At 60.6% G+C, this 25,983-nt stretch carries 29 protein-coding genes and 1 pseudogene; 18 read left to right on the top strand and 12 right to left on the bottom strand.

Annotated features, from left to right (window positions below):
- Window position 1 precedes the first annotated feature (1 nt).
- Window positions 2-841 carry a p-hydroxycinnamoyl CoA hydratase/lyase gene (locus tag CW354_RS16160; RefSeq protein WP_104831776.1) on the bottom strand — a complete coding sequence of 280 codons (840 nt, stop codon included), beginning with the start codon at window positions 839-841 and terminating at the stop codon, window positions 2-4.
- Between the two features lie 467 nt (window positions 842-1,308).
- Here CW354_RS16160 and CW354_RS16165 point away from each other — a divergent pair, with 467 nt between their 5' ends.
- From CW354_RS16165 to CW354_RS16215, 11 genes are all read left to right on the top strand, one after another.
- Window positions 1,309-2,244 carry an AraC-like ligand-binding domain-containing protein gene (locus CW354_RS16165; RefSeq protein ID WP_104831138.1) on the top strand — a complete coding sequence of 312 codons (936 nt, stop codon included), beginning with the start codon at window positions 1,309-1,311 and terminating at the stop codon, window positions 2,242-2,244.
- Between the two features lie 473 nt (window positions 2,245-2,717).
- Window positions 2,718-5,207: a TonB-dependent receptor gene (locus CW354_RS16170; RefSeq protein ID WP_104831139.1), complete on the top strand. Its 2,490-nt coding sequence runs from the start codon at window positions 2,718-2,720 to the stop codon at window positions 5,205-5,207.
- 307 nt (window positions 5,208-5,514) lie between these two features.
- Window positions 5,515-6,243: a sulfotransferase family 2 domain-containing protein gene (locus tag CW354_RS16175; RefSeq protein WP_165793775.1), complete on the top strand. Its 729-nt coding sequence runs from the start codon at window positions 5,515-5,517 to the stop codon at window positions 6,241-6,243.
- Between the two features lie 90 nt (window positions 6,244-6,333).
- Complete coding sequence (locus CW354_RS16180) at window positions 6,334-6,867, top strand: 2,4'-dihydroxyacetophenone dioxygenase family protein (RefSeq protein WP_104831140.1); 534 nt, start codon at window positions 6,334-6,336, stop codon at window positions 6,865-6,867.
- A 3-nt stretch (window positions 6,868-6,870) separates the two neighbouring features.
- Window positions 6,871-7,278, top strand: coding sequence for a VOC family protein (locus tag CW354_RS16185; RefSeq protein WP_104831141.1), 408 nt, complete (start codon window positions 6,871-6,873; stop codon window positions 7,276-7,278).
- Window positions 7,279-7,290: 12 nt separating this feature from the next.
- Window positions 7,291-7,824 carry a 2,4'-dihydroxyacetophenone dioxygenase family protein gene (locus CW354_RS16190; protein WP_104831142.1) on the top strand — a complete coding sequence of 178 codons (534 nt, stop codon included), beginning with the start codon at window positions 7,291-7,293 and terminating at the stop codon, window positions 7,822-7,824.
- A 3-nt stretch (window positions 7,825-7,827) separates the two neighbouring features.
- Window positions 7,828-8,649, top strand: a complete 822-nt coding sequence (locus CW354_RS16195) for an SDR family NAD(P)-dependent oxidoreductase (RefSeq protein ID WP_104831143.1) — start codon at window positions 7,828-7,830, stop codon at window positions 8,647-8,649.
- Window positions 8,650-8,673: 24 nt separating this feature from the next.
- A complete protein-coding gene (locus tag CW354_RS16200; protein WP_104831144.1) occupies window positions 8,674-9,795 on the top strand; it encodes an NAD(P)-dependent alcohol dehydrogenase in 1,122 nt (373 codons plus the stop codon).
- 3 nt (window positions 9,796-9,798) lie between these two features.
- A complete protein-coding gene (locus CW354_RS16205) occupies window positions 9,799-10,806 on the top strand; it encodes an alcohol dehydrogenase catalytic domain-containing protein (RefSeq protein WP_104831145.1) in 1,008 nt (335 codons plus the stop codon).
- Between the two features lie 15 nt (window positions 10,807-10,821).
- Window positions 10,822-11,571 carry an SDR family NAD(P)-dependent oxidoreductase gene (locus tag CW354_RS16210; protein ID WP_104831146.1) on the top strand — a complete coding sequence of 250 codons (750 nt, stop codon included), beginning with the start codon at window positions 10,822-10,824 and terminating at the stop codon, window positions 11,569-11,571.
- Between the two features lie 48 nt (window positions 11,572-11,619).
- The gene (locus CW354_RS16215; protein ID WP_165793776.1) at window positions 11,620-12,507 is read left to right on the top strand and encodes an MBL fold metallo-hydrolase; all 888 of its coding nucleotides are present in this window, start codon (window positions 11,620-11,622) and stop codon (window positions 12,505-12,507) included.
- A gap of 188 nt (window positions 12,508-12,695) precedes the next feature.
- Here the strand turns inward: CW354_RS16215 and CW354_RS16220 are convergent, their stop codons facing one another.
- From CW354_RS16220 to CW354_RS16240, 5 genes are all read right to left on the bottom strand, one after another.
- A complete protein-coding gene (locus tag CW354_RS16220) occupies window positions 12,696-14,054 on the bottom strand; it encodes an RsmB/NOP family class I SAM-dependent RNA methyltransferase (protein WP_104831148.1) in 1,359 nt (452 codons plus the stop codon).
- A gap of 75 nt (window positions 14,055-14,129) precedes the next feature.
- Window positions 14,130-14,387 (bottom strand): hypothetical protein, encoded by a 258-nt coding sequence (locus tag CW354_RS16225; protein ID WP_133162343.1) that lies wholly within the window; start codon window positions 14,385-14,387, stop codon window positions 14,130-14,132.
- 206 nt (window positions 14,388-14,593) lie between these two features.
- Entirely contained in the window at window positions 14,594-16,069 is a 1,476-nt protein-coding gene (gene guaB, locus CW354_RS16230; RefSeq protein WP_104831150.1) for an IMP dehydrogenase, read from the bottom strand.
- A gap of 1 nt (window position 16,070) precedes the next feature.
- Window positions 16,071-16,649 (bottom strand): hypothetical protein, encoded by a 579-nt coding sequence (locus CW354_RS16235; protein WP_104831151.1) that lies wholly within the window; start codon window positions 16,647-16,649, stop codon window positions 16,071-16,073.
- Window positions 16,646-17,464, bottom strand: coding sequence for an RlmE family RNA methyltransferase (locus CW354_RS16240; protein ID WP_104831152.1), 819 nt, complete (start codon window positions 17,462-17,464; stop codon window positions 16,646-16,648). The genes CW354_RS16235 and CW354_RS16240 overlap by 4 nt, the downstream gene beginning before the upstream one ends.
- 232 nt (window positions 17,465-17,696) lie before the next feature.
- On the opposite strand from CW354_RS16240, the gene CW354_RS16245 reads away from it, so the two are divergent.
- From CW354_RS16245 to CW354_RS16255, 3 genes are read left to right on the top strand one after another with little or no spacing between them, the layout of a single operon-like run.
- On the top strand, window positions 17,697-18,068 hold the full coding sequence (locus CW354_RS16245; RefSeq protein WP_133162344.1) for a DUF6249 domain-containing protein: 372 nt from the start codon (window positions 17,697-17,699) through the stop codon (window positions 18,066-18,068).
- Window positions 18,069-18,093: 25 nt separating this feature from the next.
- The gene (locus CW354_RS16250) at window positions 18,094-18,699 is read left to right on the top strand and encodes an RNA polymerase sigma factor (protein WP_104831154.1); all 606 of its coding nucleotides are present in this window, start codon (window positions 18,094-18,096) and stop codon (window positions 18,697-18,699) included.
- The gene (locus CW354_RS16255) at window positions 18,689-19,030 is read left to right on the top strand and encodes a hypothetical protein (RefSeq protein WP_133162345.1); all 342 of its coding nucleotides are present in this window, start codon (window positions 18,689-18,691) and stop codon (window positions 19,028-19,030) included. Before CW354_RS16250 ends, CW354_RS16255 begins: the two co-directional genes overlap by 11 nt.
- 64 nt (window positions 19,031-19,094) lie before the next feature.
- Here CW354_RS16255 and CW354_RS16260 read toward each other — a convergent pair whose 3' ends face one another.
- From CW354_RS16260 to dksA, 3 genes are all read right to left on the bottom strand, one after another.
- Entirely contained in the window at window positions 19,095-19,298 is a 204-nt protein-coding gene (locus CW354_RS16260) for a cold-shock protein (protein ID WP_104831156.1), read from the bottom strand.
- Between the two features lie 236 nt (window positions 19,299-19,534).
- Window positions 19,535-20,029: a GNAT family N-acetyltransferase gene (locus CW354_RS16265; protein ID WP_207764859.1), complete on the bottom strand. Its 495-nt coding sequence runs from the start codon at window positions 20,027-20,029 to the stop codon at window positions 19,535-19,537.
- A 24-nt stretch (window positions 20,030-20,053) separates the two neighbouring features.
- A complete protein-coding gene (dksA, locus tag CW354_RS16270; RefSeq protein WP_104831157.1) occupies window positions 20,054-20,470 on the bottom strand; it encodes an RNA polymerase-binding protein DksA in 417 nt (138 codons plus the stop codon).
- Window positions 20,471-20,925: 455 nt separating this feature from the next.
- Between dksA and CW354_RS16275 the strand changes: the two genes are divergently transcribed.
- A complete protein-coding gene (locus CW354_RS16275; protein WP_104831158.1) occupies window positions 20,926-21,288 on the top strand; it encodes a hypothetical protein in 363 nt (120 codons plus the stop codon).
- Between the two features lie 244 nt (window positions 21,289-21,532).
- A pseudogene (locus CW354_RS24125) lies at window positions 21,533-21,970 on the top strand (lysozyme); the annotation flags it as partial.
- A gap of 578 nt (window positions 21,971-22,548) precedes the next feature.
- Here CW354_RS24125 and CW354_RS16285 read toward each other — a convergent pair.
- Window positions 22,549-23,163 carry a uracil-DNA glycosylase family protein gene (locus tag CW354_RS16285; protein WP_104831159.1) on the bottom strand — a complete coding sequence of 205 codons (615 nt, stop codon included), beginning with the start codon at window positions 23,161-23,163 and terminating at the stop codon, window positions 22,549-22,551.
- Window positions 23,164-23,234: 71 nt separating this feature from the next.
- Here CW354_RS16285 and CW354_RS16290 point away from each other — a divergent pair, with 71 nt between their 5' ends.
- Window positions 23,235-23,729 (top strand): GFA family protein, encoded by a 495-nt coding sequence (locus tag CW354_RS16290; RefSeq protein WP_104831160.1) that lies wholly within the window; start codon window positions 23,235-23,237, stop codon window positions 23,727-23,729.
- 83 nt (window positions 23,730-23,812) lie between these two features.
- On the top strand, window positions 23,813-24,283 hold the full coding sequence (locus CW354_RS16295) for a YegJ family protein (RefSeq protein WP_165793777.1): 471 nt from the start codon (window positions 23,813-23,815) through the stop codon (window positions 24,281-24,283).
- A 5-nt stretch (window positions 24,284-24,288) separates the two neighbouring features.
- Here CW354_RS16295 and CW354_RS16300 read toward each other — a convergent pair whose 3' ends face one another.
- The gene (locus CW354_RS16300; protein WP_104831162.1) at window positions 24,289-24,681 is read right to left on the bottom strand and encodes a GFA family protein; all 393 of its coding nucleotides are present in this window, start codon (window positions 24,679-24,681) and stop codon (window positions 24,289-24,291) included.
- Window positions 24,682-24,698: 17 nt separating this feature from the next.
- On the bottom strand, window positions 24,699-25,961 hold the full coding sequence (locus CW354_RS16305) for a metal-dependent hydrolase family protein (RefSeq protein ID WP_207764860.1): 1,263 nt from the start codon (window positions 25,959-25,961) through the stop codon (window positions 24,699-24,701).
- Window positions 25,962-25,983 lie beyond the last annotated feature (22 nt).

Here is a 25,983-nt window from a genome sequence, read left to right on the forward strand (position 1 = left end):
CTTACTTTTTCTGTTTCGACAGATCATAGGCGCCAAGGCCGGGCTTGTAGGTTTTGTCGTCAAGGAACTGCCGCATGCCTTCCTTGCGCGCTTCATTGTCGAAGAAATTGAGCGCCTCCTGCGCGCGGATCAGGTAATCCTCGGCATTCTCGTAGGTCATCTCGCCGACCCGGCGCATCGCGTCCTTGGTGGCTTTCAGCGCCCAGGGGTTCTTCTCGAGCAGCTTGTTGGCGACTTCGCCGACGCGCGCTTTCAGCTTGTCCGCCGGCAGCGCTTCATTGACGAGCCCCGCCTCCTCGGCTTCCCTGCCGGTGAGGTTCTCGCCCAGCATGGCGTGATACATCGCCTTGCGGAAGGGCATCAGAACCTGCGCCACCTTGGTCGCGCCGCCGCCGGGCAGAATGCCCCAGTTGATTTCGGAAAGGCCGAACTGGGCGTCTTCCGAGGCGTAAGCGAGGTCGCAGGCGAAGAGCGGGCCGTAGCCGCCGCCGAAACACCAGCCGTTGACCATGGCGATGGTCGGCTTTTGGTACCATCTGAGCCGCTTCCACCAGGCATAGGCTTCGCGCTGCGCATGCCGCGTGCCCTGAAGACCGAGCGCTTCGGTTTCCCGGAAATATTCTTTCAGGTCCATGCCCGCCGACCACGCCGTCCCCTCGCCGGTCAGCACCAGAACGCCCACATTGTCGTCGAATTCGAGCTTTTCGATCACCCGCAGCATCTGCCGGTTCAGCTTCGGGCTCATGCAGTTGCGCTTCTCAGGGCGATTGAATTTCACCCACGCCACTCGGTCCACAATCTCGTAGGATACCGTTTCTTCTTCAGCCCGTTCAGCTGCCATCTGTTTCTCCATATTACCCCGGGGCCTTTCCCCGCGCCCGGTTCGCCAGCGCTCGCCGCCGGCGAGCCGACGACATTGTTATGTTACATTACTATCTCCGGGTATCACGTTCCAGAGCGGATCAGAGCGCCGTGGCTGCGGGAATTTGCATCAAAATGAGAAATACCGGCGCGCGCCACCCGGGCTTCCGGCCATGTGGAAAGCCCCCTCAAGCTCATCTTCATGCCGGCTTCATGCCGGCAAAGCGCCTGCGGCAATGCTGCAGCGCAGCACGCCCGGCGCGGACAAGCTTGATGAAGCCGGCGTCAGAATTTACTTTTTCGGCGGCGCGCCGATTTTGTTTCATATTTCAAGAGGCGCAGGCAGCGGCGTTGGGGGATACTGATCATAACAGCTGGCCGCGCGAAGATAATCTTGCCGGGGGACTGCGGCCCGCTGTTTAGGCGCGTAGGGAGGACAGGCCTTGCATGGTTCAAAATATTGAACATTTCGCCACTGCCGAGGTCGATCAACTGGAACGGCTTGAATTCTGGAACAGAATTGCGAGCGAGACCTTTTGCGGGCTGAGCATCGATTCCGAGCGAGAGTCCTTCGATGCGGAAATGTGGCGCTGGAGCATGGGCGATCTCACCATGATCCGACCGAGATCGCCGAACGCCGTCGTACAGCGCAACGCCCGCATCGCCCGCAATGGCGGCGACTGCGTCATGCTGCATCTTCAGCACGCGGGAAGCTGCCTTCATGCACAGGCGAATGAGATTCATCATTTGCGCGCAGGCGATGTGATCCTCACAGACAGCAACGAAAATTACCGTGTCGATCTGTCCGGCGACAATGACATGCTCGTCGTTGAAATGCCGCGCCTTGCGCTCGTCCAGCGCGTGCCGAACCTGAACGATGTTCTCTCCCGCCGCATCGCAGGAGAAACGCCGTCCAGCCGTCTTCTGCACGACTTTCTTCTTTCTCTCTGGCGTCAGGGCGATCAAAGCAATGCAGACCCCGCCATGGTCAAAGGCGTAACGGACGTCTTTTATAACCTGCTGACAATGGCGCTCTGCGACCGAAATGTGAACGCGGAAAGCGATGCGCGGATAATCAATAGGCTCACTGCGCTCGTGAAAGCGCGCATTTGCGACCCCGATCTGAGGCCGTCCGATCTCGCAGACCAACTCGGCGTATCGATCCGCACGGTTCAAAACGCATTCGCCACGATCGGCGCCACGCCGTCCGCCTACATCCTGTCAAAACGGCTTAGCCTCGCAGCCGACCGTCTTATTGCGGCGCAGCAACTCAGCATCACCAGCATCGCTTACGAGTCCGGTTTCAACGATTGCAGCTATTTCACGCGCTGCTTCAAACAAAAATACGGCGTCTCTCCTTCGGCCTATCGCGCCCAGCACTAGCCCTGTCCCGAAGGGGCATCTGTGGCGCCACAATCACAGCTGCAAGACTTGCGCATAAATCCGTCTGGCTTTCGCGTCAGTCCAAGACGCTGCGCTCAAACAAGCCGAGGATTTAGCGAATAATGCTTGGGCTGAAGTCGGATTTTCATCTGCGCTTCATGCGCGCCAATGCGAGATGGCGGCAAGCCGTTGAATCAGCTCCGCCGGTTCAACGGTTAAGCAGAGCCGGACTTGGGAGGAATGTTGTGAGGCAAGGCGGCGAAGCTGTGTTGACGCAAACGTCTTCAGCTCTGAACAGGTCGAAGCGCGCCATGAGCTCTTGCGCTCAGACTTCCAAAAAAGACAAAGATCGGCGGCCGCGCCAGCGCTCTTGCGCCATCCTAGCGCACGCAACCGCCGACAATTCGAACGCATAGAATCCCTTCGCTCCCTCGGGCGGAGGTGTTGGGCAATTTTGCCGGGAGGAACACGTAATGAAGTTGAAACTGACTACCAGCATCGGCGCCATGGCCATCGCTCTTTCGAGCGTCGCCTATGCGCAGGTCGACACCATCACCGTCACCGCGCAAAAGCGCGAAGAAAACGTGCAGGACGTGCCGATCGCCGTCTCCGCGTTTGACGGCGACGCGTTGCAGGAACGCGCCGTCACCAGCGTTGCGGGCCTGTCGAACATCACCCCGAACGTCTCACTCGACGCCGGCACGCCGTTTTCCGGCGACACCGCCGTGATCTCCGCTTACATTCGCGGCATCGGCGCGAACGACTTCGCCTTCAATATCGACCCGGGCGTCGGCGTCTATCTCGATGGCGTCTATCTCGCGCGCTCCATCGGGGCCAACCAAGACCTTCTCGATGTCGAACGGATCGAAGTCCTAAAAGGCCCGCAAGGCACGCTCTTCGGCCGGAACACCATCGGCGGCGCCATCTCCATCGTCACCCATGAGCCGGGCGACGAGTTTTCGTTCTCGGGCGACGTCACCACGGGCAGCTTTGAATTGCTGCAAATTCGCGCGACGGCGGACATTCCGCTGTCGGACAGCCTGAAATCCTCGATCAGCGTCTCCATGAAGGACCGCCGCGGCTATTTGAAACGCATCCCCTATCCGGGCTTCGAAAATTATAATGTGGAGCCCATCCAGACCATGCGGGCCGCGATTTACGGCAACCAGGGCGACTATGAAGGCGGCACGGACGCCAAAAACGCCCGTATCAAGCTGGTCTATGAAGACGGCGGGCCGTTCAAAGCGACGCTCTCCGGCGACTATGCGTTCTCCAAGCAAAGCCAGCTCGCCAACAAGTTGGTCGCGACCAGCGACGCCGTTTTCGCCGGCTCATACAACTGCGCCATCGAAGGCATCCAACCGCCGGCGGGCGACATGTCCTGCGGCGGAGGCCCGCCGCCCATCGCTTACGCCGGCGGTATTGGCGGCCTCACCTGGGTCGCGGACAATCCGCCTATTTTTGGCGTCAATACGGATGCTGACCCGTATAATGATCGCCTGCCCTATGACGACCGTTTCATTACCGACGACATCGACACGAGCTACGCAAATGGCAACAACGTCGCACGTCTCGAAAATTACGGCGTTCACCTGACGCTCGATTACGATCTCGGCGCCAATGCAGCGCTGAAATCGATTTCCGCCTACCGCCATCTCGACTGGGATGTCGGCATGGACCTCGACAACTCGCCTTTGAACTTCCTGCATACGAGCTTCACCACCGACCAGTGGCAATTCAGCCAGGAAGTGCAGCTCACGGGCTCCGCTCTTGACGAGCGCATCAATTATGTCTTCGGCGGCTACTATTTCGTCGAGGAAGGCGACCTCCACGACTTCGTCACCTTCGCTGAAGGCCTGTTGCAGGTCGACGGTCCGAACTATCTGAAGACGACGAATTACGCCGGCTTCGGACAGATCGATTTCAAGGTCACCGACTGGCTGACGGTCACCGCCGGCGGCCGCTACACGCACGAGAAAAAACTCTTCGAGGGCGCGCAGTCGGACCGCAACGGTCTTAATTATAAAATCGCGCAGCAATTCGGCGATCCGGATTGCATGTCGCTTGCGCCGACCATCTCCGAAGCTTGCCGCATCGCGCAAGGTTTCCCCGTGCCGGGCGAACCGCTGCGCTATTACATCGAAGGCATCCAGACCAAGAAGTTCAACAACTTCTCGCCCAAGGTCAGTGTCCAGGTGTTCCCGACGGACGGCGTCATGCTCTATGGCAGCTACTCTGAAGGCTATCGCACGGGCGGCTGGACCACGCGTCTGTCTAACCCACTCGACTATGCGCCTGACTTCGACGAGGAGAATGCGACCAGCTGGGAAGGCGGCCTGAAGTCGACCCTGTTCGACAATAGCTTGCTGTTCAACGTGGCGGCCTTCACAACAAAATATGAAGGCATCCAGCTGAACTTCCAGCAGGGCGTCTCGCCGACCATTCAGAACGCCGGCACGGCGCGGATTAAAGGCCTTGAGGTCGAAACGGTCTACGCACCGGGCGGCGGGCTTTCGATCAACGCCTCGGTCGGGCTCATCAACGCCGAATATATCGACGTTCTGGGCCCTGCACAGGTCGCCCCGAACCCGCTGCAAGCGGGCGTCATCCCGGGCGCTGACCTGCCGAAAACGCCTGACTTCAAATTCAATGTGAGCCCGCGTTATGAGTTCAACATGGGCAACGGCGCGATTGTGACGTTGCTCGCCGACTACACGCACACCGCGTCAATGTGGAACGACACGGAGAGGACATTCCTCTTGCAGCGTCCTTCCACTGACATCTTGAACCTCAGCGCGTCCTATGAAGAACCCGGCGGCCGGTGGAACATCACGGTCGGCGGCACCAACCTTACGGACGAACGCTATCTGACCACCGGTCAGGCCCAGATCGCCGGCGGCCAGATCTACGGCACCTACAGCCGTCCGGCCGAATGGTATGCGCGATTGGGCGTTAATTTCTAACCTTCCCTTGGGTTCGGGGCGGGGCTCATGTCCCGCCCCTTTTTCTCAGGGCCAAACACAGTCGAGGCGGCATGAGAGGACGGGCGGTTCTGAAAACCGCGACACGGCGACAGACACCGCCCGGATTATTCCGACCGTCATGACCATATGTAATTTCAATCATCACGTTTTGGCGCCGAAAGTCGCGGCGCAACCGCGTCCGAGCGCGCCGTTTACCAAACAGGGAAGACCGCCACGCGCGGCCAGGACGCCGCATTGCCTGCGGTCCGGGCGCGGTATAGTTTCCAGGCGCCGTCGTTTCAGGAAGATGATGAAAGCGCCCCGCCTGCACAAATTGTTGGACTATGTTCCCCGCGGCGCCGTTGCGCGCAACGCCTACAAGCTGGCCCGCCCCCACCGCTATCGGATGATTGAAGACAGCCGCGCGCAGATATCGGGCGAGGAAGCGAATGTCGCCGCCTTCTTCCGCACGAAAACGATTTTCGTCCACATTCCGAAAACCGCCGGCATTTCCGTCGTCCTGTCGTTCTATGGAGACACGATAAGCATGGCGCACACGCGCCTGCGCATGTTCCGTCTTCTTTTCACCGAAGAAGAATTCGACAGTTTTTATAAATTCGCTTTTGTGCGCCATCCCACGGACCGGCTGATTTCCGCTTTCAATTTTCTGAAAGGCGGCGGCATCACGCAAGACGACAGCGCATTCGCCGACGCGCATCTTGCGCCTTATGACGATTTTTCGAGCTTCGTCAGAAAATGGCTCACGCCGGCAAGCGCGTATTCCTACGTCCACTTCGTCCCGCAGCACGATTTCGTCATGATCCGCGGAAAACCTGGACTCGACTATATCGGCCGTTTTGAATCCCTTGCTGAAGATTATGAACATATCCGCCATGCGACAGGCATCGGCGAGGCGCTGAAAAAATATAATGTGCGCAATCAATCGAAAACACGCCCGGATCTCGCGCCGGATGTCCGGCGGATCATCGAAACGGTTTATGAAAAAGATTTCGAACTCTTCGACTATCAGCCCTGATCGGGCGCAACGATGGGAATAGATTTGAAAATGGCGGGAAACGATACCTGAAAACAAAAGCGCCCGCCGCGCGTTAGGAAAGGAACCGAAATGGCAGAAGCCGCAACTACGGAATTCTGGAAAGACATCACGCCGATCGAAAACGTGTTCAAGCCGGAGTCGATGGGCGACGCCTACATGTCTAAAATCGCCGAAGGCGACGAACGCTACTGGGTGCCGATTTCGGAAACGGTTTCTTCGAAGCCGGTCTGGATCTCGCCGCAGCGGAACATGTGGGCGGATGTCCTGATGTCGAAAGAAGCGGGTCTTGTGAACCGCCATTACCACCCACACCAGATCTTCGCCTATACGATCTCCGGCAAATGGGGTTATCTCGAACATGACTGGACCGCGACGGCGGGCGATTTCATTTATGAATCGCCGGGCGAAGGCCATACGCTGATCGCCTATGACAGCCCTGATCCGATGAAGGTTTTCTTTGTCGTCACCGGCCCGCTGATCTGGCTCGACGACGAAGGCAATGGCGTCGGCCATTACGACGTGCACGATTATATCGCCGCTGCGCGCGAGCATTACGACAAGGTCGGCATCGGCGCGGACTATGTCAAAACGCTGTTCAGGTAGGCCATGAAAGTCAACGCCCTCGACCACGTCAACATCCAGACGCTCGACCTGAAGGCGACTATTAATTTCTACACTGATGTTCTCGATCTTGAGGCGCGCGATCCGCCGCCGCCGCTCGATCCGAAACTGGTGCAATGGATGTATGATGCGGAGGGCCGCGCGATCTTTCACCTGACGACACCGGGCTCGCTTTCGGGCGATAACGCCGTGCAAGAGCTGCCGCGCGAGACCGGCCCCGTCCATCATGTGGCCCTGAGCTGCACCGACCATGACGCCATGGCCGAGCGTCTTGTTTCGCTTGGGCTTGAGCACCGCCTCAACCATGTAACCGCCATCGACCTGAAGCAGATCTTTGTGCGCGATCCGAATGGCGTGCTTCTGGAGCTCAATTACTTTCCGGGAAATCATTAGGGAGCAAATAATATGTCCGGCATGAAAGCGCCGCCTTCCGGCGCCTATAAAATCGTCAAGGTCGAGGAGCTTTACGGCGATCTCATCAAGGAGCGCGGGCTTGAAGGCACTTATGTCGGCAAGTCGGAAGAAGAAAGCCCCTGGGTGCCCTTCGGCGACAACGCCGCCATCCGTCATCTCGCCTTCGACGTGCGCCAGAATATTTACTGCAACATTCTCTGGATCAAATCGCCGGGCGTCATCGGCACGCACAAACATCGCGGCCCCGTTTGGGCCGTCGGGCTCGAAGGCTCCTTCCGCTATCTCGAATATGACTGGGTCTGCGGCCCGGGCGAGTTCATCACCGAAACGCCGGGCACCGCGCACACTCTTGTCACCGACGATCCGAACGGCATGAAGGCGCTGTTCTGGATGCAAGGCGCCAACGAGTTTTACGACGAAAACGGCGATTTCGTCGAAACGCTCGACGTGTGGTGGTTCATGAATCACTATGAGAGTTACTGCAAGGAACACGGCCTTCCCCTCAACAAGCAACTCTATATTTAAGCCATGAAAGCGCTCGAACAGTTCGACATCAAAGGCCGCTCCGCGATCGTCACCGGCGCGGCCTCGGGGATCGGTCTTTGCTACGCCGAAGCCATGGCGGAAGCGGGCGCCGGCGTCACCATCACCGATATCGACATCGACGGCGCCGAACGCGAGGCCAAGCGCCTTCTGGGCGAAGGTTATGATGCCCGCGCCGCGCATCTCGACGTGGTCGACCGCGAGGAGATGACCAAGGTTTTCGACGAGCATGTCGCCCATTATGGCGGGCTCGATATCGCTTTTGCGAACGCCGGGATCGACCCCGGCGCCGGTTTCGCCGCGCCTGACGGCGGTCGCAACCCGGAAGGCCAGGTCGATGCTTATGACGTTTCCGCCTGGGACCGCTGCATCGCCATCAACCTCACCGGCGTTTACAATACCATGCGCGAGGCGGCGCGCGTCATGAAAGCCGGCGGCAAGCCCGGTTCGATCATCGCCACCTCCTCGAACGCCGGCGTCGTCATCGAACCGATTGTCGGCATGCCTTATCATCCGGCAAAGGCCGGCGTTTCTCACATGGTGCGCTATCTCGCCATGGAGCTCGCCGAGTTCAGGATCCGCGTCAATTCCATCGCCCCCGGCCCCTTCGTCACCAATATCGGCGGCGGCTGGCTGCAGGACCCGGTGGTGCGCGAGGCCTGGGATTCGGTCGTGCCGCTGGGCCGCATCGCCGAAACCGACCAGATGAAACCGCTGGCGCTCTATCTCGCCTCTGACGCCTCGAACTATGTCACGGGCTCGCAGGTCCTGATCGACGGCGGCATGGCGCTTGGCGGCTTTAAGTAATGTGTATCTGAGGACTGAGTAATTATGCCCGTTCACGCAAAGGCCGCCATTTGCCGGGGAAACAGCGAACCCTTCGCCATCGAAGAGGTGACGCTGGATGATTTGCGCCCCGATGAATTGCGGGTTCGCATTGTCGCCTGCGGCGTCTGTCATACGGACATGGCAGTGCGCGACCAGCAGGTGCCGGTCCCCCTTCCCGCCGTGCTCGGCCATGAAGGCGCCGGCATTGTCGAAGAGGTCGGCGCCGGAGTGACGGCGGCCAAGCCGGGAGACCGGGTGATCCTCAGCTTCAACAGCTGCGGCGACTGCCCCAGCTGCGATATCGACGCGCCGACCTATTGTTACAACTTCTTCCCGCATAACTGGTCAGGCGCGCGCACCGACGGTTCGGCGACACTCATGCTGAATGGCGAAAAGCTGAACGCCAATTTCTTCGGGCAGTCGAGTTTCGCCACCTATGCCATTGCGCATGAACGCAACACGGTCCGCGTGCCCGATACGGCCGCCGACATTCCGCTGGAGCGCCTTTCCCCGCTCGGCTGCGGGCTGATGACCGGCGCGGGCGCCGTTTTGCGCAGCATGAAGGTGCGGGCCGGTCTGCCCATCGCAGTATTCGGCGCGGGCACGGTCGGCATGGCCGCGATCATGGCCGCCAAAATCGCAGGCGCCGATCCGATTATCGCCGTCGACGTCAATGACGAACGCCTCGCCATGGCCATGGAGCTCGGAGCAACCCACATTTTCAACGGCAAGGACGATGCGGCGGCCAAGATTCGCGATTTGTGTCCGGCGGGCCTCGGCTACGCCTTCGATACGACCGGTATTAATAAAGTAATCGAAGACGCCTGGGGCCTGCTCGCCCCGATGGGCGTTTGCGGCATCGTGGGCGCCTCCAACCCTGAAGATAATCTCACCTTCAACGAAGCCGCTTTCATGGGCGGCGGACGCCGGGTGATGGGCATTCTCGGCGGGGACAGCGACCTTGAATCGTTTCTGCCGAAACTGATCGACTATCACCTGAAAGGCCAATTCCCTTTCGAAAAGCTGATCGGCTATTTCGAGTTCAATCAAATCAATGACGCTATCGCGGCAAGCGAAAACGGTTCTGTCATCAAACCGGTGCTGCGAATGAGTGCGGAGACCTGACCCATGCGCGCAGTCGTTCACCAGGGGCTTCACAAGAAGCTCGCCCTCGAAACCATCGCCGAGCCCTCGCCGAAAGAAGGCGAGGTCCTTCTTTCCGTCGGCCGCTGCGGCATTTGCGGCTCCGATTTGCACATGACCGAAGACGAAGCCTTTGGCGTCGACGCCGGCGCCGTGCTCGGCCATGAATTCGCCGGCGAAGTGGTTGGCCTCGGCAAAGGCGTCGAGCGGTTCAAACTCGGCGACTTCGTTTCCGTCGTGCCGATTGCAAGCTGCGGCAAATGCCCGAGCTGTCTCGCGGGAGAGCCCGCTTGGTGCGAGAAAATGCATCTTCAGGGCGGCGGCTATAGCGAGCTCGCCGTCACCAATGAAAACCAGTGCGTGCCGCTGCCCAAGACCGCGAGCATGGCCGACGGCGCCATCATCGAACCGCTGGCCGTGGCGCTGCACGGTGTAATGATGGGCGAGCAAAAGCCCGGCAACAAAGTGCTGATTCTCGGCGCGGGACCTATCGGCCTTGGCGTCGCGTTCTGGGCGCGGCGCTTCGGCGCGTCGAAAGTCGTCGTTCAGGACATCAACAATTTTCAGGAGAACCGCGCGCGCGAGATGGGCGCGACGGATTTCATCGTCGATCTCGAAGACCCCGTCGGCGCGGCCGAGCGGGCGCTGGGCGGCAAGGCGGACATCGTCTATGAATGCGTCGGCGTGCCCGGTCTTATTCCGCAGGCGGTCGACCAGACCCGCGTGAAAGGCACGGTCCTCGTGCTCGGCCTTTGCACGCGCCCCGAAACCTTTGTACCCTTCGTGGCGCTTTCGAAAGAAGTGCGCATCCAAACCTCCGCCTTCTTCAAGCGGCAGGAATATGAAGCCGCCCTCGACGCGCTCGACGCGGGCGCGGCAGAGCCCCGCGCGCTCATTTCCGACACCATCAATCTCGACGCCGTGCCGGATGTTTTTGAATCGCTCAAAAAGCGAACCCATCAATGCAAGGTGCTGATCGCGCCGAAAGGGTAACAGGGGGAAAAGACCATGCGTTATGAAGGCAAATCCGTTCTCGTCACCGGCGCCGCCACAGGCATCGGCCGCGCCGCCGCCCTCGCCTTCTCCCGCGAAGGCGCGAAAGTGATGATCGGGGATTACAATGACGACGCCGAAGACGTAGTCGCCGAGATCAAGGGCGAAGGCGGGACCGCCGCCTTTCTTCATTGCGACGTATCGAAAGGCGACGAGGTCGAGGCGCTGGTCGCCGCCGCGGTCAAAAATCATGGCGGCCTCGACGCCGCCTTCAACAATGCCGGAATCTTTCCGCCGGAAAAGATGTTCGCCGAATTCGACGAGGAGACCTTTGACCGCACCATCGCCATCAACCTGAAGGGCGTGTTCCTGTGCATGAAGGCGGAGCTCACCGTCATGGCGAAGCAGGGAAAAGGCGCGATCCTCAACACCTCTTCTGTCGGCGGCGTCATCGCCAATCCGGGCATGACGCCATACATCGCCTCGAAGCACGGCGTTATCGGCCTCACCCGCACCGCGGCCATCGAATATGTTAAACAGGGCGTGCGCGTGAACGCGCTCTGTCCCGGTTTCGTCAGGACGCCCATGACCGAACCCTGGTTCCACCGGGAAGGGTTTCTCGAAGCCTTCCTGCCCACCTCGCCTATCGGCCGCCCCGCGGCGCCGGAGGAAATGGCGGGAACGGTCCTGCATCTGTGTTCGGACGAAGCCAGCTTCACCAACGGCGCCGTCATTATCGTCGATGGAGGACAAACCGCGATCTAAACAAGGCTCATCAAAATGACTGCGGCCAGAACCGCAGAAAGGGAGGATATGATGAAATTTTTGACCCGCGCGCTCGCCGCGCTGTTTTTGCTCCTGTCTCCTGCTTTCGCGCAGGACAAGCCGCTCGAAGTCGAAGTCCTGCAGACAAGCGCCGGCTCGCTCTACTCCAATGTGGTCCTGATCAAGGGCGAGAAAAAAGCCGTGCTCGTCGATCCGCCTTTCACCATGGCCGACGCCCACCGCGCCGCCGCCATGGTGCTCGACAGCGGCAAAGACCTCGAAACCATCTTCGTCACGCACGACCATCCCGATCATTTCTTCTCCATGGAAGTGCTCACCGACGCCTTCCCGGATACGAAAGTCGTCGCCCATCCGACCGTGGTCGAAGACATCTGGCGCTCGCTTCCCTTCAAGGTGAAACGCTGGAGCCCGATGCTGAGCGAGAACGGGCCGAAAACGCCGACCGCACCCGCCGCGCTCGACGGCGATGTGATCATGCTCGAAGGGCATGAATTGAAAGTGCTGGGCCCCATGCAGGGCGATCATGTTCATGCGACGGCGCTATACGCTCCTGATATCAACGCCCTCTTCGCGGGCGATCTTCTCTTCAATAAAATGCATCTCTGGCTCGGCGAGCATGGGCGAAAGGAAACAAAAGCCTGGGGCAAAGCGGTTGACGAGCTCGCAGCGCTCGAGCCGGAGATCGTCGTGCCCGGCCACGCCAAACCCGGCATGCCCAACGACGCCTCCGCGCTCGCCTATACGCGCGGCTATATCGACTTCTGGCTCGACGCCACAAAGAAGGCGAAGAACAGCGAAGAGCTGCGGTCCATGGTCACTGAGGCCTATCCCGACACGATCGACGCGCTCGGCGACTTCATTCTCGGCAATTCCTCTAAAGTCGCCATGGGCGAGGAGCCGCGCTGGCAGGAATAAGCGCGTCGTTTATTTTTGCTGCTTGTCATGCGTCCGCCTTTCTCAATTTCAACGGACGGGCATTATAGGCCCGTCCGGAAAGGCGTGGATAACTCCGCACCGAATGCGGGATTCCGGCAAGAATTCATCACATAGGATGTATTTTCACCGCCCCCGCTCGCCTTATTGGGGCAAGTTTTCAGCGTCGTTTATGCGCGGATAAGCACGGCGGTGAAAAAACCGTCGGCGCGGATTTTGTCCGGCGTCAGACGGATTGCGCTTTCGGGCGTGACGCAAGGCGCGAGCGCCGCCTTACCCTTCTCCGTCAGGAGGCCAGACTCATCCATGAAATCGAGCGCCGGCGCGCGCGTAAAGTCCGGATGCGTTTCAAGAAACGCGGCCAGCCGGTCCTCGTTCTCCTCCATCAAAAAAGAACAGGTGACCCAGACGAGCCGCCCGCCGGGTTTGACGAAACGCGCCGCTTCTTTCAGGACGGCGTCCTGTTCGGCGATGCGGGTTTCAAGCTGCTTTTCCGTCAGGCGCCATTTCGTATCCGGGTGGCGCCGCCAAGTCCCCGCGCCGGTGCAGGGCGCATCGACAAAGACGACATCCATCTTGGCTTCAAGATCGTCGAGCCCCTCCCCGCCGGCGGGCGAGCGAATTTGCAGCGCTCGAAGACCCGCACGCTTGGCGCGGTGAAACAGCGGCTTCAGTCGGCGCGGATCGCGATCCCAGGCGTAGAGTTGCCCGGTGTTCTCCATCAGCGCCGCCAGCGCCAGCGTCTTGCCGCCGCCGCCGGCGCAATAATCCAGGACCTGCGCGCCTTTGATCGCCCCCGCAGCGCTCGCCGCGATCTGGCTTCCGAGATCCTGCACCTCGACCCAGCCTTTGTTAAAGGCGGGGATCACGGTGACGCCCGGCGCCTTTTCGCTGGGGTCCGGCGCGGCGATGCGCGCGGCGGTGTTGAGCAGCGGAACCGCTTCGGCCTTCACCGTTTTCAAGGCGGCGAGCGCTTTTTCCGGCATCGTCTTCAGCGTGTTTAGGCGCAGGTCGATATCGGCGCGCTCGCAGAAAGCGGCCATGACTTCTTCAGCCTTGTCGGCGAAAACGCGCTCAATCTGCGGCGCCAGCCAGTCGGGGTAATCGGAAATCTTATCCCGCTCATTCCCGTGCAGGTGGGAATCCATGGCTTCATTTGTCTGGATCCCCGCTTTCGCCGGGATGAACGGAGAGGGAGCGGAAAGGCATTGAGTTTCGTTCTCAGATAAAGCCCCCGGCCCATGTTCTTCGACAACGGCCTCGGCGAGGTCGTCAGCGCTCACATCCCATAAAAACCGCAAAGCGCCGAGCACGGCGGCCCGCGCCGACCCGTCATCCATCGCCGCGGCCAGGGATTTGCGCCGGCGCAACGCATCGAGAACGAGACCGGAAATGAACGCGCGGTCCTTCGCCCCGGCGTAGCGGTTCGAGCGCCCCCAGTCGGCGATCGCGGTTTTCAACGGCACGCGCCTTGTCTCGAAATCTTCGAAAATTTCAATGGCGGCGGAAATCCGCCCGGACAAGCGCATGTTTAAAACCTTAAACAGAAAACGCCGCGATCCATCCCTTTACGGACAAACCGCGGCGTTTAAGAGAATTCTTTCTTATTCCTCGACGCAGTGATCGATGGCGTCGTGCAGCGCGGCGGAGGCGTTCTCATAATCCTCCATGGTCACCAGCGCCATCTGCTCTTCCTGCAGGTCCGGATCGTCCGCGACGGATTCGGCGATGCAGGAACAGGGCTCAGGCGACACGTCGTTCGTGGCGGCGAACTCTTCGCAGGCGGCTTCGGAATCGCCGGCGAAGGCCGCCCCGCAGCCAAGGGCCGCAACCATTGCGCCTGCAATCAAAACTTTTTTCATGACGTCAACTCCCGTGGAATTTTGCTGTTCTTTGAACATTCAGGATGGGCCTTTGCCGTCGACAATACGCGACCCCCAAGCGGCGCGCCCGGGCCTGACTCTACCTTAATTCCGGCCCGCTTCAACGCCCCGAACCGGGGCAAACCCGCTGATTTCCCTGCGAGCACATTAATTCCGCGCTAGGTTTCAAGGAGAGAGAACAAACCTCAATTCGGGGTCGGATAATTCGGCGCCTCGCGAGTGATGGCGACGTCATGGACGTGGCTTTCTTTGAGCCCCGCATTGGTGATTTTGACGAACCTTGCGCGCTTCTGCATCTCTTCGATGGAGGGCGCGCCCACATAGCCCATGGAGGCCCGGACGCCGCCGACGAGCTGGTGCAGGATCGGGCCAATGGGGCCTTTATACGGCACCCGCCCCTCGATCCCCTCGGGGACGAGTTTCATCTGCTCTTTTACGTCCGCCTGGAAATAGCGGTCGGCGGAGCCGCGCGACATCGCCGTGATCGAGCCCATGCCGCGATAGGATTTGTAGGAGCGGCCTTGATAGAGAAAAACCTCGCCCGGCGCCTCGTCCGTGCCGGCGAGGAGCGAGCCGATCATCACGCAATCGGCGCCCGCAGCGATGGCCTTGGCCATGTCGCCGGAATATTTGACGCCGCCATCGGCGATAACGGGAACGCCCGCCTCGCGCGCGGCGCGGGACGCGTCGGAAACGGCCGTCAATTGCGGCACGCCGACCCCGGCGACGATGCGCGTCGTGCAGATCGAGCCGGGCCCGATGCCGACTTTTACGGCGTCGGCGCCCGCATCGACGAGCGCTTTCGTCGCATCATAAGTCGCAACATTGCCGGCGATCACCTGCACCCCGTTGGAGGCGCGTTTGACCCGCTCCACCTGTTCGGCGACTTTCACTGAATGGCCGTGCGCGGTGTCGATGACGATGACGTCACAACCCGCATCGATCAGCGCCTCGATGCGTTCATAGCCCGCATCGCCCACGGATGACGCCGCCGCCACCAGAAGACGCCCCTGCGCGTCTTTCGAGGCGAGCGGATATTTTTGCGCCTTTTCCATGTCCTTGACGGTGATGAGGCCGACGCAGCGATACTCGTCGTCGACGACGATGACGCGCTCGATCCGCCGCTTGTGACAAAGCTCGCGCACTTCGTCCTGGCTGGCGCCGGGTTTCACCGTGACGAGATCGACCGAGGTCATGAGATCGCTCACCGGCTGGTCGAGATTGCGCGCGAAGCGCATGTCCCGGTTCGTCAGCACGCCGACGAGCTTGCCGACACCATAAGCATCCGGATTTTCGACCACCGGAAAGCCGGAAATGTTTTTCTCGAGCATGATCGCCTGCGCCGTCGCCAGCGTTTCGTCGGGCGTCAGGGTCAAAGGGTTCACCACCATGCCGCTTTCGAAGCGCTTGACCCGGCGCACATGCTCGGCCTGCTCCTCGATAGTGAGATTGCGGTGCAGAACGCCGATGCCGCCGTTCTGGGCCATGGCGATCGCCATTTCCCCTTCTGTCACCGTGTCCATGGCGGAGGAGATGATCGGAATATTGAGCGTGATCTCGCGGGTCAGCCGCGTCTTCACGTCCACCTGCGACGGCATCACTTCGGACGCCCCCGGCTCCAGCAACACATCGTCGAATGTCAGCGCATCACGGATTTGCATATCACACCTCAACATCTAACGGATCAGACAGGACGCCACGATGGTCGAATGTCTGAATCAAAATTTCGCCCGGGCTGTCGACGTCATTGGCGACAACAATTTCAAGCACGCGCTTCATCAGCGCCTTCGGGGAATGAATATGGTCTTTGAGCGCGAACCCGGCGCCGAGCGCCAGGTCCATGCCGGACCCGCGCGTCCAGAAGGCGCCCTTGGCCACCGGCGATAGACAGAATGAATTGTCGAAATCCCAGACCGCGCCGGATTTGTGAACGAGCAGGCCGTTGCCGCAATAGCGTTTCAGCCCCTCCTCCATCTCGCCAATGTCGAAAGCGCCGTAAGCCTCTTTCATGAAGGTCAGCACTTCGAAGGGGCGCTCGGCCCGTTTCGGAAAGTTTTGCTCATTAGCTTCGAGCGCTTCGAGCTTCGGCCCCGTCCCGGTGATGCCGATAGCCCAGCCATGAAAGGAACGCCATTTACGGTCCAGCGCCGGGCCCACATAACTACCGATGGTGGCGCGGCCGTTGGAGCCGAGCCAGGTGACGTTCTCGTCCGGGTCGTACAACGCCGCGATGACCGTCATGCCCGCCCCCTGAAGCCGGTCGCGACCACATATTTCTCGGCAGAGCCCGAACGCGAGGCTTTCGGTTTTACGTGTTTAACGCTTTCGAAATTCTGTTTGAGGCGCGTCAGGATATCGCCCTCAGCCCCGCCCGCGAAAACCTTGCACACGAACGCCCCGCCGGGCGCCAGCACGTCTTCGGCGTAATCGAGCGCAGCTTCGGCGAGCGCCACGATCCTGAGATGGTCCGTCGATCGGTGGCCGGTGGTGGGCGCGGCCATGTCGGAGAGCACCACATCCGCGGGCCCGCCGAGCAGCTCTTTCAGCTTTTCGGGCGCGCCCTCGTCGAGGAAATCCATTTCGAGAATGTCGGCGCCGGGCACGGGCGGCACATGGAGATAATCGATCCCCGCCACCTTGCCGGTCTTGCCGACGGCTTTGACCGCGACCTGCAGCCAGCCGCCGGGGGCGCAGCCGAGATCGGCGATTTTGGCGCCGGGCTTCAACAGCCGGTGTTTTTCGTCCATCTCAAGCAGCTTGAAGGCCGCGCGCGAGCGCCAGCCCTCCGCCTTGGCCTTCCTCACATAGGGGTCGTTGAGCTGCCGCTTCAGCCAGATCGTCGAGGCGTAATCGCGCTTCTTGGCGGTTTTCACATGGACATTGAGGTCGCGCTGGGCGGCTTCGCCGCGGCTCGGGGCATCTTTTTTGCGCGAGCGCTTTTCCGGCTCGGCCCCGAGCGCCGTCGTCGCGATATCGGTCTTTTTCGCGCGCTTGGGCGCTTTCCCGGCGCCGCGCCGTTTCGCCGGCGATTTTGCTGAGGAATTGCGTCGCTCCATGGGCCTTCATAGCGGAGTCTCATGAGGTTTCAACCGGTTTTTGAGGCCGGCGCGCGGGGACCGCCGTAGGGCCTGAAACGGCTCGTTTCACCGCGAAAAACCCACACATCGCCGCTTCCGGCTGGAAAAAGGCCGTCCGTCACATCCAATCAGGGCATCCGGCGCATCTATGGGGGACAAGCAGAAAATCCGGCCGCCCCAAGAGGCCGGACGCAAAAAAGGAGAAAGCCCCATGGCCGAGGATATCGTCGTCCCCTTTGTCGTGTTCGCCTCTTTGGCGGCCGTCATCATTTCCGCCTTTTATTTCAATTTCAAAAAGCGGCGGGTGGTTTACGACGCCATCAAGGTCGCCATCGAAAAGACCGGATCGGTCGACCCCGCTCTGGTGGAGACCATTATTCGCGAAAATGTCGGCCCTTATGCGGACCTTCGCAAAGGCATCATTCTGATCGCCATCGCCAGCGCGTTTGTGGCTCTGGGGCTTGCCATTCCGGCTCAAGAAGACGCGCTCGGACCAATGTTGGGCGTTGCATCCTTCCCCGGCTTTGTTGGGTTTGCTTACGTCCTGTTCCACTTCTTTGCCCCGAGAGAACCGACGGTCTAGCCTCTCCCGCGCGGAAGGCCGCCCAATGGAGCCAAGCGACATCGAACTTGTCACGCTCGCAAAGGCCGCTCAGGACGAGCGCGCCTTTGCAGCGCTTGTGCGCCGGCATCAGGCGCGCCTGCGCGCGTTTTTGATCCGGCTTTGCGGCAATCCTCATCTCGCAGACGACATCGCGCAGGAAACATTCATGAAAGCCCATACAGGACTCTCAGGATTTAAAGGCGGCGGCTCGTTCCGGTCCTGGCTCTACGCCATCGCCTATCGCGAATTTCTGCAGGATGCGCGCAAAACGAAAGCGGCGGCGCGGCTTGAAGACGCGCTGAAGGAAAACGCGGCCGCCCGCAAGGCGGACAGGCACGAAGCGGGCCCTCTAGAAGCCGGCATGTCGCTTGACCTTCGACGGGCCCTCGCCGGACTCGACGCGATGGAGCGCGCGACGATCCTTCTGTGCGACGCCGCCGGGTTTTCGCATACCGAAGCCGCTTCGGTTCTTTCAACGCCCCTCGGCTCGGTTAAAACCTATGTGGCGCGCGCACGGGATAAAATGCGCGCCGCCCTGTCGGCCGAACCGCCGACTGCGAAAGAGTCATCACTTCCAACGCCAGCAAACGGAAAACATTATGCCCTCTGACACGATCCCCCCCGATCCGATGGAAGACATGCTGAAAACCGATTTCGACGCGCTGGCGGGCCGTCTTGAACGGGATCGGTTTGCAGAGCGCCTGTTATTCAAGCTCGGCGCAAAACGGCGCGCGCGGCTCGGGATCGTCGCTTTCGCCAGCGGCCTCGGCGCCGCCGTCGCAGCCTCGCAGTTCACCAGCATGGTCGCCGCCCTCGCGCCGGCGCTCGCTGAGACGCCGCCGGAGATGGACGCCGCCGGCGTTTCACCGCATCTCCTCGCCGCCTTCATCCTGGCGGGCGCGCTCGCCGCGACGGCCCTCGTCCTGCGCCAGGATTTTTAGACATAAAAAAACGGCGCTCCCGAGGGGAGCGCCGTCTCGTAAAGCCTGGACTTAAAAGTCCGGCTTAGACTTTTTGCAGATTGCCGGCAGCGCTTTTGCCGCGGTCCGTGACAATCTCGAAGCTGATTTTCTGGCCTTCGACCAGCGGCGGCAGGCCAGCCTGCTCAACAGCGGTCGCATGAACGAAGATGTCCTTGCCGCCATCATCCGGCTGGATGAAGCCATAGCCTTTTTGGCCGTTAAACCATTTCACTGTACCAGTCGCCATCTTTCGTCTCCTTTGACATTAGGCGCGCCTCACGGGAAAGCCCGAAAGGCTATTGGCCGGTGTTCAAATAACGCCGGCCGGTTCGTTGCAACCCGTGTCTTGGAAAGGTCGAAAGCTTAGCAGACAGTAGCGTCGGCCGCGGTTCGGCTGCGGCCCAAAACAGAAATTGCGGGAAGGAATATAACCATCCCCTACGCCGCCTGCAACTGACGTGTTTGCAAAGGCGCGGGCGAAAATTACAACAATTTGTAAAGATGCATGCTGGGCACGCCGGGCCCGAAACCGGCTTTTTCATAAGCCCGGCGCGCGGGCGCATGACTGGCGTCGCCGCCCGTCCCCACGCTCGCGGCTTTCATCCCCGCTTCTTTCATGCGATCAAGCGCGAATGCATACATGGCCGCGCCCAGCCCCGCCCCCTGATGGCCCGGATGAACAGCGTTAAGACCGATTTCACCAAGACCGGCATCACGGTCGAGCGTCACTGAGCAAAACCCGGCGACCTCGCCTTTGCGTTCGGCCACATAGACTTCGCTCGCGGCGCCCGGCGCGCACAGACTGTCGAGCAGCGCTGCCTGTTCCTGCTCCGCGCCGGCGAATGCGACGGACGCGATTTTTTCGCCGACAATGTTTCGGAAAGACGCGAAGACCGGCGCAAAAGCCGCCTCGCGGATTTCATGCAGCCGCGAAAGATCACCGGGCTTGAAAAGCCGGATGCAAACGCCTTCAGTCACGGGTTTTAATCACGAAACGGACCGTCAGTCGTCGCGATAGACTTTTTCTTCGCGCTCATGGCGTTCCTGCGCCTCAAGCGACAGCGTCGCGATCGGCCGGGCGTCGAGGCGGCGCACGCCGATAGGCTCGCCGGTTTCTTCGCAATAGCCGTATTCGCCGGTTTCGATGCGGCGCAGCGCGGCGTCGATTTTCGAGATCAGTTTGCGCTGCCGGTCGCGGGTTCTCAGCTCCAGCGCTTTTTCGGTTTCGCTCGACGCGCGGTCGGCAATGTCAGGCAGGTGATTGTCGTCTTCCTGCAGGTTTGTCAGCGTGCCCTGACTTTCTTTCAAAATGTCCTGTTTCCAGGTGAGCAGCTTCTTTTTGAAATACTCCTTTTGACGGTCATTCATGAAGGGTTCGTCTTCCGACGGACGATACTCATCAATCTCGGACGCCGACATGGTCTTCTCCCAACTGACACGCTCCTAAAAGCCGCGACCCGATTCCTCCCCCGGGTCGCGGCTCTCTATAACGGCGCCGCCCCGGCGGCTCAAGCAGGCTTTTTGCGCTCTTAAGCCCGTCCGACGTGATTTCATAAAAATGAAATCTTGATTTTCGGTTGCGGGAGACGCTGGAGACGCCGGCAGCCCCCGATAACAGGCCGCCTGTTGCATATCCGCCATGAATCCGGATGTTTCTCGCTGCACTGCAAAAACCGCCACGGCCCCCGCCTTTCCGCTGAACCGCCCATAGCCGGGGCTCCCCCCAATAGGCGTCTACAATTTCAATTAAATGCGCAATCCTTTGTTTTTCGCGGGCCTGTATAGGGTTCGGGAGAGCGGCGCTGCGCCGCCGAAAGACCGCCTTTTTGCTCCGTCTACAGACGAGCAAAACCGCATCAAGGGAGCCCCGTGTGATGACTGAAACCTCTTCGACACCGGACGCTGATTTCGGCGCGCATGCGGCGGAGCGGGTGCGCGCCCTTATCGACCTTACAGACGATCTGGCCCGCATTTTCGAAGAAGAAAACCTCGCCCTTGCAAACAGCCGCCCGGACGATCTCGCCCCCTTGCAGGCGGAAAAAGCGCGGCTCGCCGCCGCCTACGCCCAGTCCATCCGCGCCGTCGCAGCGGACCGCGCCAGCGTCGCCGCGGTCGAAACGAGCCTTCTGTCCCGGCTGCGTGAGGCGACCGAAGGCTTCGAAGCGCGTGCGGCGCGTCAAAAATCCCTGCTCGAGCGCGCCGCGAACGCCGACGGCGAATTCGCGCAAGCACTGTAAACCCTTAAATTTTCCGCACGTGTTGGCGAACGCCCACAGCCGGGTCTCCGGCTTCTTCTGCGCGTGCGTCTCTAACCCATTCTTTTTGCGCCTTTTCCCGCTTTTCTTCAGCCTCCGGTTGAGGCGAGGCGCGGCGCTGCAGTCATAGCCCCGTGAGAAATCCTCATTTCCGCCCGGTCCATTCTACATTTCAGCCTTTTTTAGGGTTAAGGTGTCGGCGAAGCGGGGTGTGGGAGCGTTTTCCGTGAGAACGTCTGAAAGCGGCATTGAACTGATCAAACGGTTCGAGGGGCTGGAGCTCGAAGCCTATCAGGACATCGCCGGAATCTGGACCATCGGCTATGGGCATACGGGCCCCGACGTGGAGCCCGGCATGAAAATCAGCGAGCGCGACGCGGAAGAGCTGTTGCGCAAGGATTTGCGCCCCCGCGAACAGGCAGTCGACAGCGCCGTCAAAGTTCCCCTCAATCAGAACGAATTCGATGCGCTGGTGAGCTTCGTCTACAATGTGGGCGTGGGCGCCCTTCGCAGCTCCACGGCCTTGAAACGCCTCAACAAGGGCGACCGGATCGGCGCCGCGGACGCGCTCACCTGGTGGAATAAGGCGACCGTGGGCGGCGTCTTGCGCGAGGTTGTCGGCCTCACGCGGCGGCGCGCAGCCGAACGCGCGCTCTTTCTGACGCCGGCCCAGGCCCCGGATGTGCGCGATCCGGAACAGATCAATGAAAACACCCGCGCCACGCCGATTGAAGCTGCGCCGCGCCGCGGCAATCCGGCGGAGAGCCGAACGGTTCAGGGCGCCGCCGTCGCCGGGGGCGCCGGCGTCGCCGCCTCGACCATGGGGCGCGACAACGCCAAAGAGCTCGACCAGATCGAAACCAATATCGAAACCGGACAGGGCTTAACGGAAAAACCCGCCGCCGGCGAAGAAAGCGCCGGCCAGACGGCAGGCGAAACGCAAACCGGCGAGGAAACCGGAAGCCAGGCGGGACAGGAGCAGGAAGGCGAAGCTGGCGTCGAAACCGGTGATCAGTCGCAAACAGGCGAAGAGACAGCGGCGCAAGCCGAAGACGCCGGACAAACCACGGGCGCAGACCAAACCGGCACGACAAGCCGCACCATCGAGATGCCGGACCGCCCATCCAAGCATGAAGTCCACGCGGTCGAATCGCAGGTTCAGTTTGCGCTTCTCATTCTCATCATCCTGGCGGTGCTGTTCGTCATCTTCGCGCGCATCGACGACTGGATGAATTACCGGCGCTAGCGCAAAAGCGCGCGCACGCGCTTGCGCAGGACTGGCAGCAATTCCGCCTCAAACCACGGATGTTTCTTGAGCCAGGCGTTGTTGCGCCAGGACGGATGCGGCGTCGGAAAATGAAGCGGTGCATAGTCCCGCCAGCTCTCCACGGTTTCGGTCAGCGTCTTTTTCGCATCCGGCCCGAGATGCCATTTTTGCGAATAGGAGCCGACGAGAATCATCGTCTCGATATTGGGCGTCGCCCTCATCAGCCTTTCGCGCCATGCGGGCGCGCATTCCTTTCGCGGCGGCAAGTCGCCGCCCTTGGCGTCATAGCCCGGAAAACAAAACCCCATGGGAATGATGGCGATCTTCTTTTCGTCGTAAAACTCTTCGTCCGTGACGCCCATCCATTCGCGAAGCCGCACGCCCGACGGATCGGTGAACGGCTTGCCGCTTTGATGGACGAGATTGCCCGGCGCCTGCCCGAAAACCGCGATCTTCGCCGTCTTCGAGACGCGCAAGACTGGCCGCGGCTCATGCGGCAAGGGCGCGGCCTTGGGCGCGTCGACGCAGAGGCGGCAGGCGCGGATCTCTTTGAGCAAGGACGGAAGGCTTTGTTTTCGGACGGCCATCATGCTCCTATATCGCTTTCGTCAGAAATGTCATCGCGCGCCGCAGCGGTCGCGAGTCAAAATCCGGTGAAGCCATGAAAAGCAGAAAAATCGAAGTCAGCGGCGGGTGTCAGTGCGGCGCAGTGCGCTATCGCGCCAGCGAAATGCTCGACAATGCGCATCTGTGCCATTGCCGCATGTGCCAGAAAGCGGTCGGCAATCTTTTCGCGGCACTGGTCGCGGCCCCGAACGACAAGCTTACATGGACCCGCGGGCGCCCGGCGGTCTTCAAAAGCTCCGATCACGCCGAGCGCGGCTTTTGCGCAGCGTGTGGCACGCCGCTTTTCTATAACAGCCTCGACAATGACCGCATCAATCTCACTATCGGCTCTCTCGACGCGCCGGAGAGATTTCCGCCCGTCTCACAGATCGGGCTCGAAGGCCGCGTCTCCTGGTTCGCTGACCTGGCGGGCCTTGAGGAAGGCGGCGAAACCGGCGCAGACGGCAACGAAGACTGGGCGCAATCTGTGGAGGCCTCGAGCCGTCAGCATCCCGACCATGACACCGAAAGCTGGCCGCCTGTCCCATAATGGCGCGCCTTTCGCGGCTCCTGTTAAGATAACGTCAAATGCGCGCTTCTATCGTCGCCCTTCGCGATCAAGGGGCGTGCGCCATGAGACTGATGACAATCCTGTTCCTGACCCTTCTGCTTGCCGGCTGCGGTCAAGCCCAAGTGAAAGACCGCACCGTTGAGGTGGCGACGAATGATGCGGCCGTCAATGCGGCGATGAAAGAAGCGCGGGCGAGCCTGCCTCAGTTTTTCGCCAAGGCGGCCGATCCCCAGCCCGGCACGGAAGCCTATGCGCTGAAGGTGAAAGTCGAAGACAAGAACGGCGTCGAACATTTCTGGGTGACGCCTTTTTCAAAAACCGATGACGGATTTACAGGCGTCATCAACAACGAAGCCGCTGTCGTTGAAAAAGTCAGTCTCGGCGAGCCTTACGCCTTTACGGCCGATGAGATCAGCGACTGGATGTATGTGCAAAACGGCAAGATTCACGGCGGCTATACGATCCGCGCCATGCTGCCATCGATGCCGAAAGAAGAGGCGGCGCAATACCAGGCTCTGCTGGCGGACCAGTAAGCGCCCTACTCTTTCGACAAATGGGCAAGCCTGCCGGCGTGTTCTTCCCAATGCTGGCCGTCAAAAGGCTGGATCGTGACTTTCGCAAACTGCTCACGGTCCATGCAGCGCAGATTGAGCGCATAACCGTCCGGGTTCGAGCGCGGAATATAAAACGACTTCACGCCGCAAATTTTGCAGAACCAGTGTTTTGCAACGCCGGTGTTGAACAGATATTCCGTCAGCTTGTCCTCGCCGGTCAAAAGCCGGAATTTCGAGCGCGGCGCAATGACATGCAAAAAGCCGATCATCTGACAGATCGAGCAGTTGCATTCGTCGGCGACGATCTCGTCTGGAAGCGCCGCCTCCCAGGTCACGGCGCCGCAATGACATCCGCCTTTTTTGACGCTCCGGCTCATCGCGCTGTTTCTCCGGCCTATTCCCCGGGCGCTTTATAGATCTCGCCGGCTTTCATCACAAAACCGACATCCGTCAGCTCGGAAATGTCAGCAAGCGGATCGCCGTCGACAGCGATGATGTCGGCGAGAAGGCCCGGCGCTATGCGCCCGCGATCATCAAATCCGAAAAGCTCAGCATCGTTAATTGTAGCGCTGCGGATCGCGTCGATCGTGGACTGCCCGAGTTCTACGCGCCGGACCAGTTCACCGGCGTTCTGACCGTGCGGATAGACGCCTGCATCCGTGCCCAACGCCATTTTCACGCCCTTGCGCAAGGCCAGTTTGAAGCTCTCGTCTGCAAGCGGCATGACCTCGCGGCCTTTCGCGACGAGCGGCGGCGGCAGCGCATCCCAATTGATGGTCTGGGCGAGATAAAGCGTCGAGTCGAGCCAGGTGCCGTTCTTCTTCAGGATGTTCGCCGCTTTTTCGGTGATCACCGATCCGTGCTCGATGGAATCGATGCCGGCCTCTGACGCGGCGATGATTCCTTCTGTGCCGTGGGCGTGCGCGGCGACTTTAAGCCCATGGCGGTGCGCCTCGTCAGCGACCGCTTTCATTTCCTCGAAGGTCATTTGTTGAGCGCCGACAGAGTCCTCAAAAGACAAAACCCCCGCCGTCGCGCAGACCTTGATCGCCTTCGCCCCATGCTTGATTTGGTAGCGCACGGCTTTCACGAATTCGGCCGCGCCGTCGGCGACGCCCTCGGTTTCGTCACGTTCGAGAATGCCCGGGCCAAAGCCCGTCGTGTCGCAGTGTCCGCCGGTGATGCCGAGGGCGACGCCGGACGGGATCACATGCGGACCGTCGACCCGGCCGGCCTCGACCGCCTTGGAAAGAGCGACATCGACGAAACCGGGCGCGCCGACCTCGCGCACCGTGGTGAATCCTGCGAGCAACGTCTTCCTGGCGTTTTCAGCGGCGCGAAAGGCGTAATCGCCGGTCGTGAACCGGACTTCCGCCGTCTCGAAGCCGGGCTCGATTTCATAAGAAAGATGCGTGTGCGCATCCATGAGCCCCGGCAACAGGGTCATGTCGCCCAGATCGACCATGTCTCCCTCAGGCGCCGCGTCAGGATTGATCGCCGCGATCTTGCCGTCCTCGACGACGATCACGGCGGGCGTCACATAGCGGCCGGAAGAGACGTCGAGATAGCGCGCCGCCTTGACGACGGTCGTTTGCGCCTGCGCCGCGCCGCAAAGCGCCAGCCCCGCCGCGCCTGCAATCATGATCCGTTTTAACATTTTCTGGCCCTCTGCTTGCTGC

Source organism: Hyphococcus luteus (assembly GCF_002943565.1).
Lineage (GTDB): Bacteria > Pseudomonadota > Alphaproteobacteria > Caulobacterales > Parvularculaceae > Hyphococcus > Hyphococcus luteus.

Coding starts and splice junctions, on each gene's coding strand:
- CW354_RS16160 (WP_104831776.1), bottom strand. CDS start 841: ATGGCAGCTGAACGGGCTGAAGAAGAAACGGTATCCTACGAGATTGTG.
- CW354_RS16165 (WP_104831138.1), top strand. CDS start 1,309: ATGGTTCAAAATATTGAACATTTCGCCACTGCCGAGGTCGATCAACTG.
- CW354_RS16170 (WP_104831139.1), top strand. CDS start 2,718: ATGAAGTTGAAACTGACTACCAGCATCGGCGCCATGGCCATCGCTCTT.
- CW354_RS16175 (WP_165793775.1), top strand. CDS start 5,515: ATGATGAAAGCGCCCCGCCTGCACAAATTGTTGGACTATGTTCCCCGC.
- CW354_RS16180 (WP_104831140.1), top strand. CDS start 6,334: ATGGCAGAAGCCGCAACTACGGAATTCTGGAAAGACATCACGCCGATC.
- CW354_RS16185 (WP_104831141.1), top strand. CDS start 6,871: ATGAAAGTCAACGCCCTCGACCACGTCAACATCCAGACGCTCGACCTG.
- CW354_RS16190 (WP_104831142.1), top strand. CDS start 7,291: ATGTCCGGCATGAAAGCGCCGCCTTCCGGCGCCTATAAAATCGTCAAG.
- CW354_RS16195 (WP_104831143.1), top strand. CDS start 7,828: ATGAAAGCGCTCGAACAGTTCGACATCAAAGGCCGCTCCGCGATCGTC.
- CW354_RS16200 (WP_104831144.1), top strand. CDS start 8,674: ATGCCCGTTCACGCAAAGGCCGCCATTTGCCGGGGAAACAGCGAACCC.
- CW354_RS16205 (WP_104831145.1), top strand. CDS start 9,799: ATGCGCGCAGTCGTTCACCAGGGGCTTCACAAGAAGCTCGCCCTCGAA.
- CW354_RS16210 (WP_104831146.1), top strand. CDS start 10,822: ATGCGTTATGAAGGCAAATCCGTTCTCGTCACCGGCGCCGCCACAGGC.
- CW354_RS16215 (WP_165793776.1), top strand. CDS start 11,620: ATGATGAAATTTTTGACCCGCGCGCTCGCCGCGCTGTTTTTGCTCCTG.
- CW354_RS16220 (WP_104831148.1), bottom strand. CDS start 14,054: ATGCGCTTGTCCGGGCGGATTTCCGCCGCCATTGAAATTTTCGAAGAT.
- CW354_RS16225 (WP_133162343.1), bottom strand. CDS start 14,387: ATGAAAAAAGTTTTGATTGCAGGCGCAATGGTTGCGGCCCTTGGCTGC.
- guaB (WP_104831150.1), bottom strand. CDS start 16,069: ATGCAAATCCGTGATGCGCTGACATTCGACGATGTGTTGCTGGAGCCG.
- CW354_RS16235 (WP_104831151.1), bottom strand. CDS start 16,649: ATGACGGTCATCGCGGCGTTGTACGACCCGGACGAGAACGTCACCTGG.
- CW354_RS16240 (WP_104831152.1), bottom strand. CDS start 17,464: ATGGAGCGACGCAATTCCTCAGCAAAATCGCCGGCGAAACGGCGCGGC.
- CW354_RS16245 (WP_133162344.1), top strand. CDS start 17,697: ATGGCCGAGGATATCGTCGTCCCCTTTGTCGTGTTCGCCTCTTTGGCG.
- CW354_RS16250 (WP_104831154.1), top strand. CDS start 18,094: ATGGAGCCAAGCGACATCGAACTTGTCACGCTCGCAAAGGCCGCTCAG.
- CW354_RS16255 (WP_133162345.1), top strand. CDS start 18,689: ATGCCCTCTGACACGATCCCCCCCGATCCGATGGAAGACATGCTGAAA.
- CW354_RS16260 (WP_104831156.1), bottom strand. CDS start 19,298: ATGGCGACTGGTACAGTGAAATGGTTTAACGGCCAAAAAGGCTATGGC.
- dksA (WP_104831157.1), bottom strand. CDS start 20,470: ATGTCGGCGTCCGAGATTGATGAGTATCGTCCGTCGGAAGACGAACCC.
- CW354_RS16275 (WP_104831158.1), top strand. CDS start 20,926: ATGACTGAAACCTCTTCGACACCGGACGCTGATTTCGGCGCGCATGCG.
- CW354_RS16285 (WP_104831159.1), bottom strand. CDS start 23,163: ATGATGGCCGTCCGAAAACAAAGCCTTCCGTCCTTGCTCAAAGAGATC.
- CW354_RS16290 (WP_104831160.1), top strand. CDS start 23,235: ATGAAAAGCAGAAAAATCGAAGTCAGCGGCGGGTGTCAGTGCGGCGCA.
- CW354_RS16295 (WP_165793777.1), top strand. CDS start 23,813: ATGAGACTGATGACAATCCTGTTCCTGACCCTTCTGCTTGCCGGCTGC.
- CW354_RS16300 (WP_104831162.1), bottom strand. CDS start 24,681: ATGAGCCGGAGCGTCAAAAAAGGCGGATGTCATTGCGGCGCCGTGACC.
- CW354_RS16305 (WP_207764860.1), bottom strand. CDS start 25,961: ATGTTAAAACGGATCATGATTGCAGGCGCGGCGGGGCTGGCGCTTTGC.